Genomic DNA, 22,753 nt, shown 5'->3' with positions numbered 1-22,753 from the left:
GTGTTTTCTATTGAAAAAGTTGTTATTGCTGCTGACAATGCTCACACTGATATTGTCAGCGTGTGCACCTTTTGGGGGAAAGGAAGAGGAAGAGGTCACACAAAAAACGGATGAAACGAAGGAAACAGCCATCATCCCGATGTACAATATCTCTGACTCCTATTACAAAATGGTGCTGCCGTTTAAACAAGGGGCTGCGAGAGGATTAACAGCAGAGCGTCTCAACACACGCTTGGACATCGATGAATTTGAAACAGGACTCATGCGCCTTGCAACAGAGTCATTTAATACAAACGACTACCTTTTCCAAGAAGGACAGCATTTTGATGAGGACACCGTTCTAGGCTGGCTGGCGCGCAAAAAAACAGGCAGTGATCTGAAAAAGGCAGAAAAAGAAGATAAAGACTTTAAGAATCTAGGCTTAAACCCTGCTCTTCCGAACTCAGGTTCAACAAAGTCTAAAAATGAAAGTAGTCCAATTTACTTAGCTTCGATGCTAGAGCATAATTACTTAATTCGAAAAGATAAAAACAGCTTACAGCTTGGCGGAGTTGTCATTGGGCTTGCGCTGAACTCTGTTTATTATTACCGTGAAAATATCGGTGACCCGCAGCAAGAAGTGACGATCGATTCTTCGAAAAATTCAAAGAAACTTTTGGCAGAAGGCGAAAAAATTGCTGAACAAGTGATCAAACGAATTCGTCAAATGGATGGGCTGCAAAAAGTGCCTGTCATGATTGCCCTTTATAAGCAAGCACCAAAATCATCTATCGTTCCAGGAAACTTTATCGCCAAAACGGATGTGAAAGCGGGCTCAGCTGATATCGGCAATTGGGATACGATCAAAGAGGAGAATGTCTTCTTCCCTTCAGATAATGCGAAAGGCAACTACAAAGATGATTCCGAGCGATTTGACCGCTTCAAAACAAAAGTCGAAGACTACTTTCCGAATTATACTGGTGTCGTAGGAAAAGGGTTTTACAAAGACGGCAACCTGCAAAAAATGAAAGTCGAAATTCCAATGCAGTTCTACGGAAAAACGGAAGTCGTAGCCTTCACGCAATATTTAACAGGTGAAGTCATGGATTACTATAAGAGTACGAATATCGAAATTAACATCACATCTTCAGATCAACAAGAAGCCTTGATCACGAAAAATGCTGAAGACAAAGAACCAACCGTCCATATATATGACTAAATAAAAACCGCCTTTTGGCGGTTTTTTAAATTAGTCATAATGTATCAAATTATGAAAATATTGTTATAAAAAGTAGAAGTGTAGAAAATAATGTATTATTATGGGTGATAATGAAGAGAAAATGGAGATCACTATGAAAAATAAATCATTTTACTTTTTATTAGGGGGACAATCCCTAGCTAATTTTGGGGATTCGCTATATGTCCTCGTATTGACCATCCTGACATATCAATTAACAAATTCTACACTGATCGCTTCAATGGTGGCTGTCTCACAGTTTGTTGGACAAGCACTTGGAGCGGTACTCATTCCTTTCTTTATGTATCAATTTAAGCTAAAAAGACTCATTATCTATTTACAAATGTGTCAAATTGCTTTCTTCGGTTGCTTAATTTTCATTTATATTCTACAACTATCAACTTTTACTATTCCTCTCTTTTTTATCATTGTATTTTTCCTTTCTTTGATAGATGGAGGAACCATTCCAGTTCGAAATTCGATGATCCCACGTCTAGTAGAAAAGAACTTTTTACTAAAAGCAAATAGCTATATCTTAACTTCTGATCAAATGGTCCTTTTACTAGGCTGGCTTTTAGGAGGGCTGTTTATTGGCATTCTTGGACCACAGTTTCTCCTATTGACGACACTTGTTTTATACAGTTTGTCACTCATATCTATGCTCTTTATCATTGATACTGGGGCTGCAGCTAAACAAGAGCAACAGTCTGAATCATTTGCTACAAGGGTCTTTTCAGGGTGGAAGCTCATGTATGAAAAACCAACTATTCGAACATTAACGATTTTAGAAATGCTATCCATGAGCGGTAGAAGTATTTGGACTGGTGCCATTATCCTTGTGTATGTCACAGAAGTTTTACATCAGCCTGAAACATGGTGGGGCTTTATTAACGCAAGCTATTTTGGCGGAACCATTCTAGGCGGCCTGCTTGTGTTGCGGTTCGCAAAGCATGTGGAACAGCGTTTGTTTGATCACATTTTTTACAGTTCGGTGATCGTAGCTGTGCTAACCCTTTGCTTAGGATTGAATCATTCTGCATGGATGAGTTTGGTGTTTGTCTTTTTATTAGGACCAGCCTTTCAGCTTCGCAGTATTTCCATTCGAACCTATGTACAAGATACACTGAGTGAAATTGAATTGCCCAAAATACTATCAGCTCAACATACACTATCAACTTTTATATACGGAATGTCCATCCTCGTTATGAGCACCATGACCGATCTCTTTGGGGCAAGAGTCGTCTTTTTTATAAACGTTGCCCTGTTTACTGTGTCGGCTTTCCTAGCGTCTAGATTAAAAAATGAACAAATTTAGACATTTTATCTCAATTATTTACAAAAATACCATTATGTGATTTAATATGTTGGTAGAAATGTTAACTATATGAAAAGTAGAGGTGGCGTAATTGACTAATAGTTTAGTATATTGGCCATTAACACATCCGCAGCGGCGCGTGATGAACATGGAAACATTTTATCCAGGAACACCGATCAATCATATTGGCGGTATCATTTTCGTCAATGGGCCATTGCATCTCGATAAACTGAAGCAGGCCATTGCATCTTGTATCATGATGACAGAATCTCTTCGTCTCAAGCTAGTAGAGAAAGATGGTGAAACGCTTCAATACGTTGATCCAAACGCCGATAGCCCTATTCCTACCTATGAGTTTTCCACACATGAAGACATGCTAGAATGGGCCGAAAAAGCCTTCAAAACACCATTTCAATTAACAGAAACCTCTCTCGCCGAATTTGCGGTACTAAAAATCAGTGAACAACAATCCGGTTATTTCATCAAATGCCATCATACAGTAGCAGATGGATGGTCGATGAAAGTAATCATCGATAAAATTAGCCAGCTTTACACTGCTCTTACCCACAGCTCCTCTATCGAACAAGAAGCAGACAATCACTCTGTATTTATTGATAAAGAATCAAAATATATGAACTCCCCAAGATTTAAAAAAGATCAGCAATTTTGGAAAGAAGCATTATCTGATGTGTCTGATAGTTATTTGGTACAGGGAACTGACCAAATCAAAGGCCATCGGCAAAGCCATTATCTTGATCGACAACTCTCAGAACGAATCTATGAATTTATAGATGTCCATCATTGTTCAATCAACTCTTTATTTACTTTAGGACTCTTCGTCTACTTGCATAAAAGATACCAGCAAAAAGATTTTATTATTGGGACGCCAGTTCTCAATCGTTCCGGACAAAAGGAAAAAGCCACGTCCGGTATGACCGTAAGTACAATGCCATATCGAATGAAGATCGATCCTCATCTCTCTTTGTTAGAAAGCTTAACAGACGTTCAAAAAAGCTATAAGGCTTACTTCCTGCATCAGCGTTATCCCTATGATGCACTTGTCAAAGATTTAGAGCTTGCAAAAGCAGGGTATGATCAGCTTTTTCAAATCTATATCAACTCCTACAGCACAAATATGGTGCAGGAGATGGAAGGATACAAGGTTGAATACATAGAGCTTTACAATGGCTTCCAGCCATATGGCTTACAAGTTGCTGTGAAAGAATGGGATGAAAAAGGGCAAATCGAGCTTCAATATGATTACAAGATCTCAGATTACAGCAATGAAGATATCGACTTTCTACACGAAAGAATGATTCTCTTTGTCGAAACGATACTCGCTCAGCCAAAGCAGCTGTTAAAAGACGTACTTCTCATGACAGAAGTCGAGACACATCGAGAGCTATATCACTGGAACGACACAGGCATGCTGTTTCCACAGAAACAAAAAATCCATGAATTGATCACAGACATGTCAACGTCTTCTCCTGATCGAATTGCACTTCAGGACGGATCTCATAGCATGACATACGGTGAACTTGAGAGAAAAACCAATCAAATGGCGCATTTTCTACAAACACATGGCTTACAAAGACATGACTTTGTTGCCGTATGTATGAATCATTCACCAGAACTTATTGTGCTGCTGCTGGGGATTTTAAAGGCTGGAGGCGCATATGTGCCGATTGATCCTGAGTATCCAGAGGAACGTATTCAGTTTATTTTGGATGACAGCCAGGCAAAGCTGTTTTTCACAGATGACGCATCTGCATACCATTTTAATGGCGATACGTACAATATCTACAACGTGTGGGATCAGTTGGCTCAGTATAATGCGGAACATCCATTCATTGGAGATGCTGAAGATGTCGCATATATGATTTATACGTCTGGCTCTACAGGACAGCCAAAGGGAGTCATGATTGAGCACCGAAGCTTAGTGAACTATATCATGTCTGCCAAAACACACTATACTGATTCATCAGATGATCATTTTGCCTTGTATTCATCCATTGCGTTTGATTTAACCGTGACATCCATTTATACGCCATTGGTCATTGGCAGTACCGTGATGATCTATCGTCAAGAGGATCAGCCAGGCTTTTTATTAGAACATATTTTGTTTGATCAAAAAGCGAAAGTCATCAAGCTGACACCAGCTCATATGGCACTGCTAACAGATGCTGCACTTTCTCAATCAGTTGTGAAACGGATGATTGTGGGCGGAGAACAATTATCGACCGCTTTGGCTAAAAGAATCACAGAGGCAAGTGATGGAAGGATATCTATCTTTAATGAATATGGACCAACTGAAGCAACCGTTGGCTGTATGATTCATCAATTCCATCAAGATGATGAAGGGGAAGGGGCATCTGTGTCAATTGGTGTGCCAATGCCCAATACAGAGATTTACCTTTTAGATGAGCATCAGCAAGCCGTGCTGCCTGGGACAGTAGGAGAAATCTATATTTCAGGTGCAGGTGTTGGCAGAGGGTATTGGCAAAGACCTGATTTGCAGGAATCACGCTTTCTGCCCAATCCATTTGTAAATGGTCGCCGCATGTATCGAACAGGTGATATCGCCAAACGAGCAAATGATGGAAAGATTGATTACATTGGCAGAATTGATCATCAAATCAAGCTGCGAGGCTACCGGATTGAGCTCGGTGAAATTGAACTTGCACTGATGGCACTTGAAGAAGTAGATAAAGCAGCGGTTATTGATCTAACCGATGAATCTGGAGAAAAACAGCTGGCTGCCTATATTGAATTGAAAGAAAAACAGATGACGTCCTTTTTACTTAGAAAGAAATTATCAGATCAGCTTCCAGCTTACATGGTACCTGCCTATTTTGTTGTACTAGACGAGCTCCCGCTCACTCAAAACGGAAAAATCAATCGAACGGCACTGCCTGATCCATTGCTGTCTCAAGAAACAGCTGTTGAGTGGTCCAAGGAAACAGCGGACATTGAAGAGATCATCGTAGATACAGCAAAAGGCATCTTAGGGCATGAAACAATCGAACCGGCTGATCATTTTTATCAGCTTGGCGGAGATTCCATTAAGGCGATTCAATTTATTGCGAAATTAAAAGACAAAGGACTCTATTTAAAAACCAAGGATCTTTTTACTTACCCCATTTTTAGAGAAATGGCACAAGTCGTTCAGCAGGAACCTGTCATACATATCTCACAAGAGCAAGCTGTGGGTGATGTGAAATCGATTCCAATTATCGAATGGTTCTGGTCCCAGCGGTTAAAAGATGAACATTTCTGGCATCAATCCATCATTGTTCATTCAAAGAAAAAGATGGATGAAACCATCGTGCAGGATGTTCTCAAAGAGCTCGTCATTCACCATGATGGACTAAGGTTAAAAGTACATGAGGCAACAAACACACTCTATTATGATGAAGACATTCAAGATATTCCGCTGATGATACACGATTTCACGGCATTGTCAGAAGAGAATGTGGAAGAAGCATTACAAGAAGTAGGATATCAGATCAAGCAAAGGACTCATCTTTATCAAGGACCATTGATTCAGGCTGCGCTTTGTCAAACTGATTCTCAATCACATCTCATCTTTGCCGCCCATCATCTATTAGCTGATGGTATGTCTTGGCAAATTCTTGTGGAGGACTTGATTCAATTATTGCATGCAGAGAAGGTTACAGCAGAAGTACTTCCGTCTAAAACCCATTCCTATCAAACATTTGCCGAGCGGGTGAATCAGTATGCAGTATCAGAGGGTGTAAAAGAGTCGGTCAGTTATTGGCAAAAAGCGGTGCAAAATATACAGCCTCTGTATCCAGTTTCCTCAAATGAGGGATATGTCAGAGACGAAATCAAATTAACCAACGCATTATCAGTGGAACTCACGAATCAATTGCTCAATCAAGCGAATCAAGCGTATCAAACGCAGCCGCATGAACTGTTAATTTCAGCCTTGACGCAAGCCTGTTATCAGCAAACGAATCAAGAGCGGATTTCTTTGGAATTAGAAGGTCATGGCAGGGATGCAGTAGAGGATGAGATTGATGTATCTAGAACGTTCGGCTGGTTCACCACCATGTATCCTGTGAATGTTCATGTGTCTGAATCTCTCTCGGATCACATACGAACTGTCAAAGAAACGATACGTGAAGTGCCAAATAAAGGTGCAGACTATGGGCTGTTGTCACTCATCAATAAGCAGCTTTCTCCTCATTCAGCGCCGCAATTACGCTTTAACTATCTAGGTGAAATTGATCAAGTGCTGAAACAATCATCTGATTATGAGATGTCTTACTTTACATCGGGGATGGATTCGTCATTGGATAATCCATTAACAACCGTCATCGATATGGTCGCTACCATCAAGGGCGGTCAGCTGATTTTTCATCTTTCTTTCAGCGAAAAACAGCTGTGTGAAACAGACATGATGCAGCTATTGCAAGCGGTAGAGCAGCAAATTGAGCGTCTTGTACAGCATTGCTTAGAGAAAGAAGGAATCGAATTTACACCGTCTGATTTTGAAACAGTGGATATGTCTCTTGAAGAAATGGATTCATTATTTACATGAGGAAAAATCAGCATGTTATCTACATTTCATTTTTATTAGCGGTCTTATGGATAAGCAGCTTTGCCGGTTGGACACATGCAAAAGCAGTGATTTCATCTAAAGCCGTTGATCAAGTGATAGAGGAACAGATGGAGCTTGGACGCATTCCAGGCATGTCCGTTGTGGTTGTGAAAAAGGACGAAGTGGTGTACCAAAAAGGCTTTGGTTATGCGGATCGAAAGAAAAAGAAGCAAGTGACAGCCAGCACTTTCTTTGAAATTGGATCTACATCAAAGGCGTTTACCGCTCTTGCGATTGTGGAGTTAGAGAAGCAAGGGAAACTTCATTTAAAAGATCCGGTGAGTAGCTATATTCCAGGTTTTTTTCCAACATACAATGGAAAGCCTCAGCGTTTAACGGTGGAGCAATTAATGCATCACACAAGCGGCATTCCCTTTCAATCCATTGCGCTTATCCAGCCAGATACTACAAAGGATGCGTTGAAAAAAACAGTAGATCAGCTGAAATCAATCGAGCTTAATCGTAAGCCAGGCAGTTCCTTTGAATATGCGACCATCAACTATGATGTCCTTGGTCTCATCATTGAAAATGTAACAGGAACATCGTATGAGGCTTATATGAAAGGACTGTTTAAAAGGCATCATCTTGACCAAACGGAGGCTGGGCTAAAACGGATGAAATCCGGCGCTGTCTCAGAAGGGTTTAAATTGCAATTCCTTGCTCCGCATGCTTATAAAGCACCAGAATATCGAGGCAACACTCCGGCAGGCTATATTGTGATGAATAGTCAGGATGTGGGGACTTGGCTGCAATATCAATTGACCGATTCAACTTGGTCTCGCTTTGTAAAAAATCCTGATCACTTAACTGTGAATGTCCCAGAAGAAGGGAAGCATGTCTATTACAATGCCGGCTGGTATATAGAAAAGGCACATGAGCAGGTAGACTCGCTTTTTCATGCGGGCTCTAACCCTAACTATTCATCATTTTTTCTGATCCAGCCAAAAGAAGAGGTTGCGATCGGAGTGTTAGCAAATATGAATAGCAGCTACACAGAGCAAACAGCACGTCTTATTGCCAAAACGATCACGGGTACAAATGAGGAAGTAGAGTCATCAATGGACCCTTTTCAGCTCATTGATCAGTTGAGTCTTGGTGCCACATGTCTTTTTATTTTGCTGCAAATAGTGTCTATCGTTCGTTTTATCAAGTGGAAAAAGCGTGTAAGAAACGGCGCTATAGTTCGCAGGGACATGTCACTTCGCTTCTGGCTGAAAAGTAGCGGCTGGGTGCTGCTGCTAATTGGGATATTGCTCCTGCCAATCATTGTTGCGCAGCTAGCCTTTAATGGGCTGCCTTGGAAAATGACTTTTGTATGGGGACCTTCCTCTCTCATTGAATTAGCGATTTCTTATTATTTGTTTTTCATTTGGTTTTGTACGATTGGTTTCATCAAAGGATTTATGGTGACATCTCCTGCTGGAAAGGGAGGAAAAAAAGATGACCGTCAAACAGATTTCGGGCATTCATCCTTATAATGATTTGTTTTATCGCAGCTGTTTTTTCAATTGCTTTTTTCCAATTGTGAAGCTGCATGATCAAGAAGTTTCTCCATACTTATTAAATGATCAATTTGCCTACGGGCTTACAGAGAACGGCTTGCTACAGATTGACTGGATGTCGGCACACGATCCAGAAAAGATTATGAATTTACAAGGCATTCAAGTAGAAAAAATGACGTATTGTCCCAACCTCATTGAAAAGGTCAAGCAAGATGTGACGTGTGACCGCCCGGTAATTGTATGGGTAGACCCTTACGTTCAGCGAGGCAGAAAAGAGTATTTGACAACCCATAGCCGTCATTCCATTTTAATTACTGGATTCGATGAAAATCAGCAAATCTTTCACGTATTAGAGAATCGGCATTTAGATAATTTGTCTTATGAGCATCAAGTGCTGTCATTTAAAGATGTACAGAAAGGATATGACACCTTTCATGATCATTTTCAGCCGAATGATCAATTTCATTCCTATGCGGCCTTCTTCTTTGATCCGGACAAGCTCTCGACTGAGTTATTTGATCAAAAAACGACTTATTTCCTGAGAAATATGCATGGTCAGATAGACGTAATAGAAAAAGGAATCGCAGCTCTTGAAACATTTTATGAGCAGCTTCCGCAATGGGATGATATCGAGAAGCTCGTGACGTCGTTCAATCAGATCATCAATACGAAGAAAGTAGAGCTGTATCGGCTGAATCTCATCAAAGGCGATCTACCTGAGCTGGTGGGAGGGATGGAACGTATTTTAGCAGAATGGGAGAAAGCAAGGCATCAGGCAGCAAAACTCCTTTTTTCAGGTGAGATGTCTAGTAGGTACCAAGCCAATATCAAAGCTTCTTTAGAACAGATCATCCAGGATGAAAAACACTGGCTGGAAGCGTTGGCAATCAAATGCAAAAGGGAGTGTGGCGTGTCGTGAAGTTATTTTGCTTACCGTATGCAGGTGGAGCCAGTACCGTATTCAGTACGTGGAAATCTTATATAGACCGGTCGATAGAAATTCATGCCCTTGAACTCCCTGGGCACGGGACAAGAATGACAGAGCCTGTACTAACCGATTTACAGCAGGTCGCAGATGATCTTTATGTACAGGCGTCCTCCTCCTTAAAAGAAGGAGAGCCCTATGCCATTTTCGGTCATAGTATGGGAGCCGTCCTTGCATATGAATTACAAAAAAGAATGAAAACAAGGTTAAACAGAGAGCCTGTTCATGTCTTTTATTCTGGGCGCTTCCCGCCACATATTCCAGAAAAGAAAGTCTATCATCAGCTGTCAGATTCCAAATTAAAAGAAGCGATCATTGCGATGGGAGGCGTTCCTGAGGAACTTGCTGATAACCATGCAGTGCTTGATTTCTTTCTGCCGATTTTAAGAGCAGACTTTCAGCTTTTGGAGACCTATTTGTGTGATGAAGTCGTTCCAGCTGCTTGTCCAATTTCTATTTTTTATGGTACACGTGATTTGCCTTCTGTGCTGTTCGATTTAGACGATTGGGATCAATATACAAGCGAAGATTGTGCGTTTTTCGAATTCGATGGAGATCACTTTTTTATTCATTCATTCACAAATGAAGTCGTTGAAAAAATCAATGTCATTTTAAAGCGAATTGGAGTGTTGGAGAAATGAACACGAAGCACGTAGGCGTGATTGGAGCAGGTGTCATGGGGGCTGATATGGCATTAGACCTTTCAGCAAATGGCTATCAAGTCACATTAGTTGATGTCACAGAAGAAAAGTTAAACGAAGCGCTGGAAAAAATTAAGAAGACCTATCAATTGGTTCAATTTGTGAGAAAGAAGAAAATCTCATTGTCTTTAGAAGATGTATTGTCTCAAATCCAGCTGTCAACTTCACTTGAAGGATTACATGACGCGCATATCGTCATTGAAAATGTGACGGAAGATTGGGAGATTAAAAAACCTATTTATGAAGAGCTACGAGATATTTGTGCGAAAGAAACCATCTATTTTGTAAACACAAGCTGTATCTCCATCACAAAGGTAGGTTCCCTTATGCATCACCCTGAGAATGTCATTGGGGCGCACTTTATGAACCCTGTTCCTCTTAAAGCGCTAGTTGAAGTCATTAGAGGTAAAGCAACTTCTGATGACACAGTGGAAACGGCAAAAGATTTCTTGAAATCGTTTGATAAAACACCAGTTGTGGTGCATGATTTTCCGGGATTTGTTTCCAATCGTGTGCTGATGCTGACAATCAACGAAGCGATTTGGGCGGTGCAAGATCAAGTCGCTACGCCAGCGGATGTCGATAAAATTTTCCGCGGAGGTTTCGGTCATAAAATGGGACCACTTGCGACAGGAGACTTAATTGGGCTTGATACGATTTTGAATTCATTGCTTGTTTTATACGAGAGCTACAAAGATCCGAAGTTCCGTCCATGTCCTCTGCTTGTCAAAATGGTTGATGCAGGCGAGTACGGCAAAAAATCAGGCAAGGGCTTTTTCCAATATGACATGTGAGAGGAGAATAACCAATGGCTAAGCAAATTAAGTGTGTTGTCTGGGATTTAGATCATACATTATGGGATGGAATTTTACTTGAGTCAGATGAAGTGACGTTAAAACCATCGATGAAGGAAGTACTAACAGAGTTAGATGAGCGCGGCATCCTTCTTTCTATAGCAAGCCGGAACGATGAAGCAGCCGTGAAGGAAAAGCTTTCTGCCTTCGGAATCGAACATTTCTTTCTCTATCCAGAGATTCATTGGAATGCCAAATCTAGTTCATTAGAGAGAATCAGCGAGCGCCTAAATATTCATAAAGATACCATTCTCTTTATTGATGATCAGCCATTTGAACGAGAAGAAGTGAAGGCTGTTCATCCAGAGATTACGTGCTGGGATGCAGTGGATTATCTGTCATTACTCACTGATGATCGGCTGCGTCCAGTCTTTATCACAGAAGATGCTAGACGACGCAGAAGAATGTACTTAGAAGCGGACAAAAGGCAGCGGGAAGAAGAGAAATATGAAGGGCCGCCTGAGAAATTCTTGGCGTCTTTACATATGAAATTCGTGATATCAGAAGCAGGAGAACAAGACCTCCAGCGCGCTGAAGAATTGACCGTCCGTACCAATCAATTAAATGCGAGCGGGAAAACCTACGATTATGAAGAGCTTGATTTCTTCCGTCAATCAGATTCTCACTTGCTGCTTGTCTGTGAACTTGAAGATAAATTCGGTTCCTATGGAAAAATTGGACTCTCATTAATAGAAGAAACAGGTGACACATGGCATGTCAAACTGCTGCTTATGTCTTGCCGCGTCATGTCTCGTGGTGTTGGGACCATCTTACTCACAACGATTTTGCAAGAAGCGAAAAAGCGAGGAAAGCGGCTTGTCGCTGACTTTAAACAAACCGACCGAAACCGCATGATGTACATCACATATAAGTTTGCGAATTTCAAAGAAATTGAGAAAGGGGAGGACGGCTATATCTTGTTTGAAAATGATTTAAGCATGATTCAGCCTTTCCCAGAATACGTAGATGTCAATATTGAATTAAATCAGAAAGACCCAGCCAAACAATAAAAAAGCGAAAAGCGAGGAGATTAAATCATGAACCTACACGAACAAGTAAGAGCCTATATCGAGCAAAACCTAGTGGTATTTGATGAGGAAATTGAGCTTGGAAATGATGATCATATTTTTGAACAAGGCTTTGTGAATTCTCTATTTGCGATGAAACTAGTGAACTATATCGAGCAAGACTTTCAATTCCAATTAGATAACGAAGACCTCGACATTGCTCATTTTAGTACGGTCAATCGCATTGTCGCCTTAATTGAGAGAAAACAACAGGGGGCGGCTCTTCATGAAAACAGCTGAACAAACGATCAATGCCGTTGAAGAAATTCGCCAGTATTGCGATGAACATATCCGTCCGTTTGCCAATGAATTCGATGAGACGGAACATTTGCCAGAGTCACTGATTCGAGATATGGCAAAAAGAGGCTACTTGGCAGCAGGTATCCCGTCTTCCTATCAAGGGCTAGGGCTTGATCCAATCGCATATGGACAGTTCACAGAACAAGTGGGAAAAGCTTGCTGTAATGTACGCACATTATTGACAGTGAATTCACTTGTAGGAGAAGCCATTCTTCGTTATGGAACAGAAGAGCAAAAACAAGGCTGGCTCGTTGAATTAGCCAAGGGAGAAAAAATCGGAGCCTTTGCTTTGTCAGAGCCGAATATTGGTTCAGATGCCAATCATGTTGAAACAAGCTATCAAAAGGAAGGGCAATCCTATGTATTAAATGGGAAGAAAAAGTGGATTTCCTTTGGAGCGATTGCCGATTTCTTTATTGTGATTGCAAGAGACGGTGAACAAGTCACGGCATTCCTTGTCGATCGAAATCAGCCGGGTGTAGAGATTGAGAGGATTACAGGAATGATGGCCAACCGAGCGTCATATTTAGCGGAAATCACCCTCGATCATGTTCAGGTTCATGAAGACTGTGTCTTAGGACCAGTTGGAGGCGGATTTAACCATGTGGTGTCACTCGCATTAGACCATGGAAGATACAGTGTCGCTTGGGCAGGGCTTGCCATCGCACAAGAAGCCGTTGATTCTCTTGTCACGTATTCGCGTAAAAGAACACAGTTTAATGAAAAATTGTACAAGCATCAAATGATCAAAGGCATGATCGGAGATGCGGTGACCCAGCTCCATGCAGCGAGAGCCTTATGCCTAAAGGCTGGGGAAATGAGAGAAGCGAATCATCCTGATGCGATCACTGAAACATCCATCGCAAAATATTTCACCTCTAAAATTGCCGTTGACATTACAAATACAAATGTCCAAATTCATGGCGGAAGTGGATTTAGCCGGGAAAACTCAGCTTCAAGACTATATCGTGAAGCAAAGGTGCTTGAAATTATTGAAGGAACTTCGCAAATTCAGCAGCAGGTTATTGCTAACTATGGTTTACGCCATTATTTTGTGAAACATTCTTAGAGAGAAAGGAGATGATCCCATGGCTTTACAGCCGCAGAAGCTGGATAAACAGAACATTGAAAATATGTTAGGTGTCACTACGATCCAAGAAGGACTGCTGTTTCATCATTTAATGGAACCGAACGGAACAGCTTATTTTGAACAACTGCTGATCGAAATAGACGGACCAATAGATCGAGACATTTTTGAACAATCATGGACGAATGTCACCAAACAGCATGAAATGCTTAGAACATTGTTCAGATGGCAGGAACTGGCAAAGCCAGTACAAATTGTGCTGAAGGAGCATCAGCCAGACATTCGATATCGTGATTTCACGCAAGCGAAGGAGCCTCTTCATGTGCTGAAAGAAGAGGTGACGGCACAGAACCGAGAAGAACGCTTTGATCTGCAGGAAGTCCCATTCCGCCTGACGTTATGTGAAGTGAATGATGAAGTCAGCTGGGTTCTCATTAGCTTCCATCACATTTTATTGGACGGATGGAGCCTTGGGATTGTATTAAGCGATTGGATGAGTGCATATGAGCGCTTATCGAATGGGGACAAACCTCTTCTGGAACAAAGACCGTCCTACCAATCCTTTGTCAAATGGCAGCAGAAAAACCTTCAACAGACAGAAGCACAAGCCGCCTATTGGAAAAATGTTTTCAACGGATGGAGTTATGCAGAACTGCTTCCGAAGTCAAGCGGCGCATATGAACCTTCAGAAGTGTTTCATCAATATGAACATCAAGTGGATACTTCCATTGCGGAGAGCTTGAGCAAATTCACAAATCAATATGACGTGACGCTGGCATCTGTGATGTATACGCTGTGGGGAGTTTTACTATCTAAGTATGCGAACCAAGATGATATTGTCTTTGGGACAACAGTATCAGGGAGAAATGCGGATGTCCCTCATATTGAAAAGATGACTGGGCTGTTCATTAACACTTTACCGCTGCGAGTCTCATTCGAACAGGAGCGGCCAATTCTTGAACAGATGCAGGAGGTGAGCCGTGAGATCGCTGTAAGAAATGAATATGAACATACCCCACTATCTGACTTAAAAAAATATGCAGGAATGACTGCAGAGCAATCATTATTCGATTCAATCGTCGTCATTGAAAACTATCCACTAGATCAAATGCTCACGAAAAACGATCAGCCAATTCGTATTCGTGGATTTGAGATGACTGAGCAGACAGAATTCGATCTCACGCTTAGTGTTCAGGCGTTTGATGATCAGCTGCACTTTTCATTGGTGTATAACCCTGTCAGCTTTTCAGCTGAGCAAATCGAAAATTGGTGTCAGCATTTTCTTCATCTCCTGTCTGATGCCTGTGCACATCCGCACAAATCTGCTGCTCAGCTCCAGTTGCTATCAGAAGAAGAGAAAGAAAAGCAGTTAGCGGTCTTCCAGCAATACGGCGGAGCAACACCTAGCCATGAGCCAACGGTGATTGATCTATTTGAAGCACAAGTGGAGCGAACGCCAGCGGCAGTCGCAGTTGAGTTTGGCGATACGACGGTTACATATGAACAACTCAATAAGAGAGTGAACCAGCTCGCACATTATTTACAAAACAAAGGGGTCAAACAGGAGCAGCGTGTCGGCATTTTAGCAGAGCATTCCATTGAAATGGTGATAGCATGCTTATCGATCTTAAAAGCTGGCGGTGCTTACGTGCCGATTGATCCTGAATATCCGCAGGAACGAATAGAATATCTATTAGAAGACAGCGGAGTAGAATGGCTCTTAACTCATCCAATGAAAGGGCTCACCTATGCCTATCATGGAGAAAAAATTGATATCACGCAGCCGGATCTATACACCGGACCATCAGACAACTTGGCACAAGCCATCACCTCAGACCAAACAGCCTACTGCATTTATACATCAGGAACGACCGGAAGACCAAAAGGAGTACTCATTCATCATCTTGGCTTAGCCAACTATATTGATTGGGCGAAGCAAGTATATGTTCGAGGAGAAACAAGGCATTTTGCTTTGTATACCTCACTGTCCTTTGACTTGACGGTTACTTCTATTTTCACGCCGCTCATTTCAGGAAATACCATCATGATTTATCACCATGAAAACCGGCAGCTACTTGTCGAAGACATCATAAACGACAACCGTGTACATGTGATGAAACTGACACCATCTCATTTACAGTTTATTAAGCATTTGTCTTTCCCAGACAGCCAAATGAAATGTTTCATTTTAGGCGGAGAGCAGCTGGAAACATCTTTAGCGAAATCAATTCAGCAGTCCTTTCCGCAGCCAATTGAAATTGTGAATGAATATGGACCAACTGAAACGGTCGTTGGCTGCATGATTCATCGATATGATCAGGATCTTGATCAAGACGTGTATGTACCGATTGGAAAGCCAGCACAGCATACAGATATTCTTCTGTTTGACAGACATATGAATCTCATGCCGGAAGGAGCCGTCGGTGAATTATATATTGGCGGAAAAGGTGTCGCAAAAGGCTATTTGAATCGCCCAGAACTAACCGAAGAAAGATTTGTCGATCACCCTTTCCAGCCAGGAGAAAAAATTTATAAAACAGGTGATGCAGCGCGCATTCTCCCTAATGGTCTCATTCAATTTTTAGGTCGAAATGATGATCAAGTGAAGCTGAGAGGCTACCGGATTGAAACTGGTGAGATTGAATTTTGGTTGAATGAACAGCCAGGAATAAAAGCAGCAGCTGTTGTTGTAAAGCCAGATGTTTCTGGTACACCATGTTTGGCCGCATATGTTGTCACGACAGCCATACTTGATCAAGCGGCAATAAAACAAGCGTTGGCTGATCAACTGCCGGATTATATGATCCCAACTCACTTTGTTCAATTAGACGATATGCCGCTGACTGCCAATGGCAAACTAGATAAACGAGCTTTACCTGCTTTAAAACAGGCGCAGCAAACGAAAAAACAGGCGGGCTCTGACTATCTTTCTGATACGGAGAAAGTCATTCAAGACATTTGGAAAAAGGTGCTCGGCTTAGATGAGGTAAGTGTTCATGACAAATTCTTTGACATTGGCGGGCATTCACTCAATTTGATCCACGTCAATCAACAGCTCGCTAAGCAATTGAATCAAAGCATTCCAATGGTCGAAATGTTCCGCCGCCCAACGATTAGAGAGCTTGCCGCATATTTAAGCGGCGATTCAGAGCAGACAGCGGCGGACACGCAGCCTGTAAAACAAAAGATAAGAAAAGCCAATGAGCCGATTGCCATTATTGGAATGGCTGGTAAATTCCCAGGTGCGAAAAATGTTGAGGCATTCTGGCGAAATTTGAAGAATGGAGAAGAATCAATTTCCTTCTTTTCCGATGAAGAACTGCTTGAAGCTGGTATTGACCGCCAAACCTTCGAGCGATCCGATTATGTGAGGGCAAAGGGTGTCATTGATGGACCTGATTTATTTGATGCATCCTTCTTCGGCTATTCGCCAGGTCAGGCAGAAATGATGGATCCTCAAATACGTCTCCTGCATGAATACGCCTATAAGGCGCTGGAAGATGCGGGGTATGTACAAGAAGATTATACGGGGAAGGTCGGGTTGTTTACTGGGTCCACTTCGAACTTCCAATGGATTCAGCGTTTTGCCGCTTCCCTTGATAGCAGCATGTCAGAGCTGTTTGAAGTGGGTTCACTCAATGATACGTATACCGTCAGTACAAGAATTGCCCATAAATTGAATTTGAAAGGACCGGCGCTTACGCTGCAAACCGCTTGTTCAACTTCCTTGGTCGCCTTGCATTTGGCCTGTCAATCCATTGCAAATGGTGATTCAGATGTAGCTCTTGCGGGAGGTGTGTCGATCCTGCACCCAGTGAAATCAGGCTACGTTTATCAGCAGAACATGGTGAAATCAAGTGATGGCCACTGCCGCGCTTTTGATGATCAAGCAGATGGAACTGTTGGCGGAGATGGTGTTGGTCTTGTTGCTTTAAAAGCACTTAGTGAAGCCATAGAAGATGGTGACCATATTTATGCGGTTATTAAGGGCTCTGCCATCAACAATGATGGTGATCAAAAGGTTGGTTTCAATGCTCCGAGCGTCGAAGGACAGACACGTGTCATTCAGGATGCCCTGCATCAAGCAGATGTTTCACCAGAGACGATTGAATATGTGGAAACACATGGAACTGGCACATCACTTGGTGATCCGATTGAAATAGAGGCGCTCACAAAGGCTTTCGACACAGAGAAAAAACAATTTTGCCGCATTGGGTCTGTGAAAACAAATATTGGACATTTAGATGCAGCGGCAGGAGCAGCTGGCTTGATCAAAGCTGTGCTTTCGCTTCAGCATCACACATTTGTACCTAGTCTTCACTTCAAAAAAGCCAATGAAAACATTGCATTTGAGCACAGTCCTTTCTTTGTAAACACTGAGCTGACCGACTGGAAGCAGCCAGCTTCCCATTTGCGGCGGGCGGGGGTGAGCTCATTTGGAATGGGTGGAACGAATGCACATGTCATCTTAGAAGAAGCACCACAAAGAGATCGTCAGCAAATGCCTCGTTCTGCTGAGCTGCTTGTTCTTTCAGCCAAGAGCAAAACGAGCTTGGAACGAATGAAAGACAAACTCGCAAGCCAAATAGAAAACACACCTTCTATCAATTTGGCAGACGCAGCTTATACGCTGCAAACAGGAAGACAATCCTTTGGTTTTCGTCAGGCATTTGTTGCGGCAAACAGAGAAGATGCTCTAAGAGTATTAACAGAAAAGCAAGGCAAGGGCATTGGGAAGCTCATGCATTCGCATGTGGAAAAGCAAAAGATTATTTTTATGTTTTCTGGACAAGGCAATCAATATCTCAATATGGGATTAGATTTGTACCGGGAAGAGCCTTACTTTAAGAAGCAAATGGATGCTTGTTTTCAAGCATATGAAGAAGCAACGGGACGAAGTCTTGCCCGTATTCTGTACCCATTAGCAGCTGAAACAGAAAAGGCACGTGAACAATTGGCAAGTACTCAATATGCACAGCCAGCCATTTTTGCCATTGAATATGCCTTATCCATGCTTTTCATTGAATGGGGCGTTCGTCCTGATGCAATGATCGGCTATAGCTTTGGCGAATTAACGGCAGCCGCCATATCAGGGCTATTCAGCTTAAAGGACGCAATGTCCATGGTCGCCTATCGTGCGAATGCGATGCAGTCGTCACCAGCTGGCGTCATGATGAGTGTTCCATTACCTGAGGCAGAGCTAAAACCGATGCTTCCAAACGATATTTCTCTCGCGGTTGTCAATGATTCATCATGTATCGTGTCAGGTCTAGAAGAGGCGATAAGTGAATTTGAACAAGAGCTAAAAAGCAACAGATTGATGTGTATGCGATTAGGTGGAACCATTGCCGCCCACTCACATGTCATGAAGGAGGCAGCGGAGCAATTCGGAGAAAAATTAACGCATATTAACGCCAAGTCGCTTCGTATTCCATTCATTTCGAATCTGTCAGGAGATTGGATGACAGATACGAGTGCGAAGGATATGTCTTATTGGAAAAGGCATATGACCGATACAGTTCGCTTTGCTGAAGGCATCACAAATATTTTACAAGAGGACAATATTCAATTAATTGAGATTGGTCCAGGACAAGATTTAAGCGTGATGGTCAACCGGTCGCTGAACGGCCTGAACCAGCATGTATGTCATGTGTTAAGACATGCAAAACAAGATGTGACGGATACTGAATTTTTACTTGGTCAAATCGGACGTTTATGGACAAACGGATTATCCATTGATTGGGACAGGTTCCATCTAAACCGTCAGCCGCGGAAAATGCCGCTGCCAACGTATGCATTTGATCAAACTTCCTATTGGTATGATGCAGCAGATCGTGTGAAACAAGAAAAACCAAAGCAGTCTGGACGAAAGCAGCAAATGGATGAATGGTTCTATACCCCTCATTGGGAAGCGGATCTTTTACCTTGCGTGCCATCAGAAGATACGTCTGGCGGAGCCTTGCTTTTGTTTGCAGATCCATCTGCTTTTGGAGAGAAGATTGCGGCTGAGCTCCTGACGAAACGGAACGAGTCCGTAGTGGTTCGTAAAGGAAATGAATTTACGAAGCATGACAAAAAAAGCTATACCATTCGGTCACATGAGCCATCTGATTATGAAAGGCTCATGTCAAATCTGGCAGATGATGAAATCAACGTGTCGAAAGTTTGTCATCTATGGGGGCTTTCAGAACGACAGCTATCTCACACGGAAGAAGAATGGGTGAAGCAAACGCAGCAAGATGCTTATTACTCCTTGCTTTATATCGGCCAGGCACTGAAAAAATATGTGTTGGACCAAAAGGTATCGATTACAGTTCTTTCCTCATTGACGTATGCCGTTGGCGGTGAGCCTGTACTTTATCCTGAAAAAGCGATCCATCTAGGGCCTGCGATGGTGATTTCACAGGAAACACCGAACTTACGTTACCGCATTCTTGATATTGATCGCCCAGTGGAAAATGGGGTTCAAGAAAAGAGATTGCTAAAGCAAATAAGCGATGAGCTAGATCGAGCGTATGGACAGCTTCTCACGGTCTATCGACGAAATAAGCGATATGTGAAAAAGTATGCGAATAGTTCAGTTCCTGAAACAGGACAGGCTCATTTGGCTAAAAAAGATGGTGTATACATTTTAATTGGCGGACTTGGGTTTATTGGATTGAATATCGCCCAGACTTTGGCCAAGCAAACGAAGGGAACATTGATCTTAACGAGCAGATCTGGACTCCCTGATAGAAGCAAGTGGCAAGAATGGCTGTCTGCGCATGATGAACAGGATCCAACAAAGAAAAAAATCCAAAGGGTAATGGCGCTGGAAGAGACAGGTGCAGATGTTCTCATTCAGAAAGTAGACGTTCGTCACAAGGAAGATATCCAGCAATTGTTCAACACAGTGGATGCATCATATGGGCAGATCGATGGCGTGATCTATGCAGCTGGAGTGACAGGCGACCAATCTTTCCAGGTGATGGAGCAAACAGATGTCACTTTTTCGGAGCCGCATTTTGAAGCGAAGATGAATGGTGTGCTTCATCTTGATGCTGCCTTAAGTGATCGATCCCTTGATTTCTGTTTTGTCCTGTCATCTTTGTCACCGATCTTGGGCGGACTCGGTTTTACAGCCTATACAGCTGTGAATCATTTCATCGATGCGTACGTGTATGAACGCAATCTACGTTCAGAAACACAGTGGTCTGTCATTAGCTTTGACGGCTGGGAATTTGAGCAGGGGAAGCAGCTTGATCTTCCAATCGGAGATGATGTCACCGAAACGTTAATTACAGAAAAAGAAGGAAGAATGATCTTTGAACGATTGCTTTCGCTGGATCAAGTGGAACAAATGGTTATTTCGACAACATCTTTACATGATCGTATTCACCGATATGTAGACCGTTTATCCCTTGAGGAAGAGAGCGGCGGAGAGCATGAACAAGATGGCAACCTGTATTCTCGACCAGCGCTTTCCACGAATTATGCGGCACCAGAAACGGAGCTGGAGAAGGCATTAAGTCAACATTGGCAAGCATTCTTTAAGATTGATGAAATTGGCATAGATGATCATTTCTTTGAAATGGGTGGAGATTCTCTAAAGGCGATTACCTTCATTGGCATCATTCATCGTGCATTTAGTGTAGAGCTGACGCTGCCACAATTTTTCCAAATCCCTACGATACGATTAATGGCAGCATATATCGATCAAGCAGATACTGCTGCTTATCATGCGATTGAAAAAGCCGAAGTGAAGGAGCATTATCCTCTGTCGTCTGCGCAAAAACGGTTGTATCTCATGCAGCAAATGGATGTAAACAGCACAGGATACAATGAGTTTAAAGCGGGACGAATCAAAGGGAAACTCGATATTAGCAGGTTGGAACGGGCATTTCAGCAGCTCATTAAGAGACACGAAAGTTTGCGGACAGCGTTTGTACTAGAGAATGGCGTCCCTTATCAAAAGATTGAAGAAGAGGTACCTTTTGCAGTCACATTGTTTGACCTCACTAACGGATCAACACAAGGATCTGAGGAAGAGCAAAAACAAGTGATTGAACAATTTTTGACTGCCTTTACGTTAAGTGAAGCTCCATTGATGAGAGTCGGTGTGATGAAGCTGGCAGATGAGGAATTCGTACTCATGCTGGACATGCACCACATTATCTCAGACGGTCTTTCTCAAGATATTTTGGTCAATGACTTTATGCAGTTATATGACGGTAGGACGCTTGAGCCTCTCGCTCTGCAATATAAAGATTTTTCAGAATGGCAAAATGACCTGCTTGCATCAGAAGCACTGAAAGAATCGAGTGATTACTGGAAAAACCGGTTAGAAAGTGCCCCGCTACTTGATCTGCCAACAGATTTCGATCGGCCAGAAGTGAGACAATTCCGCGGCGGACATTATACGTTCCGTATAGAAGAAGCGGAGCTGAACGCGTTTAAGCAGGTGATTTTACAGGAAGACGCCACACTGTTTATGGGCTTGTTAAGTGTATATCAGATTTTACTTCATAAATTAAGCGGACAATCAGATATCACGGTCGGGGTTCCGGTAGCAGGGAGAAAACAAGAGGAGCTGCAGCAAGTGATCGGTATTTTTGTCAATATGCTGCCACTTCGTTTGTATCCTAAAGCAGAGCTGACGTACCAGCAATTCCTGCAGGATGTGAAAGCACATGTCATCGATGATTTCGGACATCAAGACTATCAATATGAACAAATGGTTCAAGACCTCCAGTTAAGCCGGAGTGTCAGCCGGAATCTATTGTTTGATGCTGTGTTCGCCTTGCAAAATATGAATCAGCCAGAACTGAAGGTAGGCGGTTTAACCTTTAGTGATTATCCGTATGAGACAGGAACGTCACGCTTTGATTTACTCTGGATTGCGTATGAGCAGGAAGACGGTCTTTCTTCAACGATTGAATATAATACTGAGCTTTTCACAGAGGAAACCATCGAGCAGATTGCGGGCTTGCTGAAAGACATCATGAGGGCTGTTTCAGTAGATGCTGTAAGAATAGAGGAGATCGAACTGACTTCTTCATTCAAGCAATTAGATGACGTATCTCTTTTCGAATTAGATGACTTGAAAATATAAGTAAAGAGGTG

The 22,753-nt window shown here is 42.3% G+C and carries 11 protein-coding genes and 2 pseudogenes; all 13 read left to right on the top strand.

Features of this window, described 5'->3' with window-relative positions; all coding sequences use genetic code 11:
- Nucleotides 1–10: 10 nt before the first annotated feature.
- Nucleotides 11–1,198 (top strand): CamS family sex pheromone protein, encoded by a 1,188-nt coding sequence (locus tag MHH40_RS07100; RefSeq protein ID WP_003214281.1) that lies wholly within the window; start codon nt 11–13, stop codon nt 1,196–1,198.
- Between the two features lie 133 nt (nt 1,199–1,331).
- Entirely contained in the window at nt 1,332–2,531 is a 1,200-nt protein-coding gene (locus tag MHH40_RS07095) for an MFS transporter (RefSeq protein ID WP_340900820.1), read from the top strand.
- A 91-nt stretch (nt 2,532–2,622) separates the two neighbouring features.
- Nucleotides 2,623–3,912 (top strand): annotated as a pseudogene (locus tag MHH40_RS18865) (condensation domain-containing protein); the annotation flags it as partial.
- Nucleotides 3,907–5,190 (top strand): annotated as a pseudogene (locus MHH40_RS18860) (non-ribosomal peptide synthetase); the annotation flags it as partial. The pseudogenes MHH40_RS18865 and MHH40_RS18860, both read left to right, overlap by 6 nt.
- On the top strand, nt 5,167–7,095 hold the full coding sequence (locus tag MHH40_RS18855) for a condensation domain-containing protein (protein WP_445661692.1): 1,929 nt from the start codon (nt 5,167–5,169) through the stop codon (nt 7,093–7,095). The pseudogene MHH40_RS18860 and the gene MHH40_RS18855, both read left to right, overlap by 24 nt.
- Nucleotides 7,092–8,633, top strand: a complete 1,542-nt coding sequence (locus tag MHH40_RS07085; protein ID WP_268458165.1) for a serine hydrolase domain-containing protein — start codon at nt 7,092–7,094, stop codon at nt 8,631–8,633. The genes MHH40_RS18855 and MHH40_RS07085 overlap by 4 nt, the downstream gene beginning before the upstream one ends.
- On the top strand, nt 8,596–9,576 hold the full coding sequence (locus MHH40_RS07080) for a C39 family peptidase (protein ID WP_268458166.1): 981 nt from the start codon (nt 8,596–8,598) through the stop codon (nt 9,574–9,576). Before MHH40_RS07085 ends, MHH40_RS07080 begins: the two co-directional genes overlap by 38 nt.
- Nucleotides 9,573–10,283: a thioesterase II family protein gene (locus tag MHH40_RS07075; RefSeq protein WP_050945731.1), complete on the top strand. Its 711-nt coding sequence runs from the start codon at nt 9,573–9,575 to the stop codon at nt 10,281–10,283. The genes MHH40_RS07080 and MHH40_RS07075 overlap by 4 nt, the downstream gene beginning before the upstream one ends.
- Nucleotides 10,280–11,137, top strand: coding sequence for a 3-hydroxyacyl-CoA dehydrogenase family protein (locus MHH40_RS07070; RefSeq protein ID WP_003214220.1), 858 nt, complete (start codon nt 10,280–10,282; stop codon nt 11,135–11,137). Before MHH40_RS07075 ends, MHH40_RS07070 begins: the two co-directional genes overlap by 4 nt.
- Nucleotides 11,138–11,151: 14 nt before the next feature.
- The gene (locus tag MHH40_RS07065) at nt 11,152–12,207 is read left to right on the top strand and encodes an HAD-IIIC family phosphatase (RefSeq protein ID WP_340900810.1); all 1,056 of its coding nucleotides are present in this window, start codon (nt 11,152–11,154) and stop codon (nt 12,205–12,207) included.
- Nucleotides 12,208–12,234: 27 nt separating this feature from the next.
- Complete coding sequence (locus MHH40_RS07060; RefSeq protein ID WP_050945733.1) at nt 12,235–12,504, top strand: acyl carrier protein; 270 nt, start codon at nt 12,235–12,237, stop codon at nt 12,502–12,504.
- Nucleotides 12,491–13,633 (top strand): acyl-CoA dehydrogenase family protein, encoded by a 1,143-nt coding sequence (locus tag MHH40_RS07055; protein WP_310026702.1) that lies wholly within the window; start codon nt 12,491–12,493, stop codon nt 13,631–13,633. Before MHH40_RS07060 ends, MHH40_RS07055 begins: the two co-directional genes overlap by 14 nt.
- 19 nt (nt 13,634–13,652) lie before the next feature.
- The gene (locus MHH40_RS07050) at nt 13,653–22,742 is read left to right on the top strand and encodes a non-ribosomal peptide synthetase/type I polyketide synthase (protein ID WP_340900808.1); all 9,090 of its coding nucleotides are present in this window, start codon (nt 13,653–13,655) and stop codon (nt 22,740–22,742) included.
- Nucleotides 22,743–22,753 lie beyond the last annotated feature (11 nt).

This window comes from Bacillus sp. FSL K6-2431 (genome assembly GCF_038005165.1).
GTDB lineage: Bacteria > Bacillota > Bacilli > Bacillales > Bacillaceae > Bacillus > Bacillus pumilus.
Note: the sequence above shows the minus strand (reverse complement) of the source record. Positions and strands in the feature narration are given on the sequence as shown.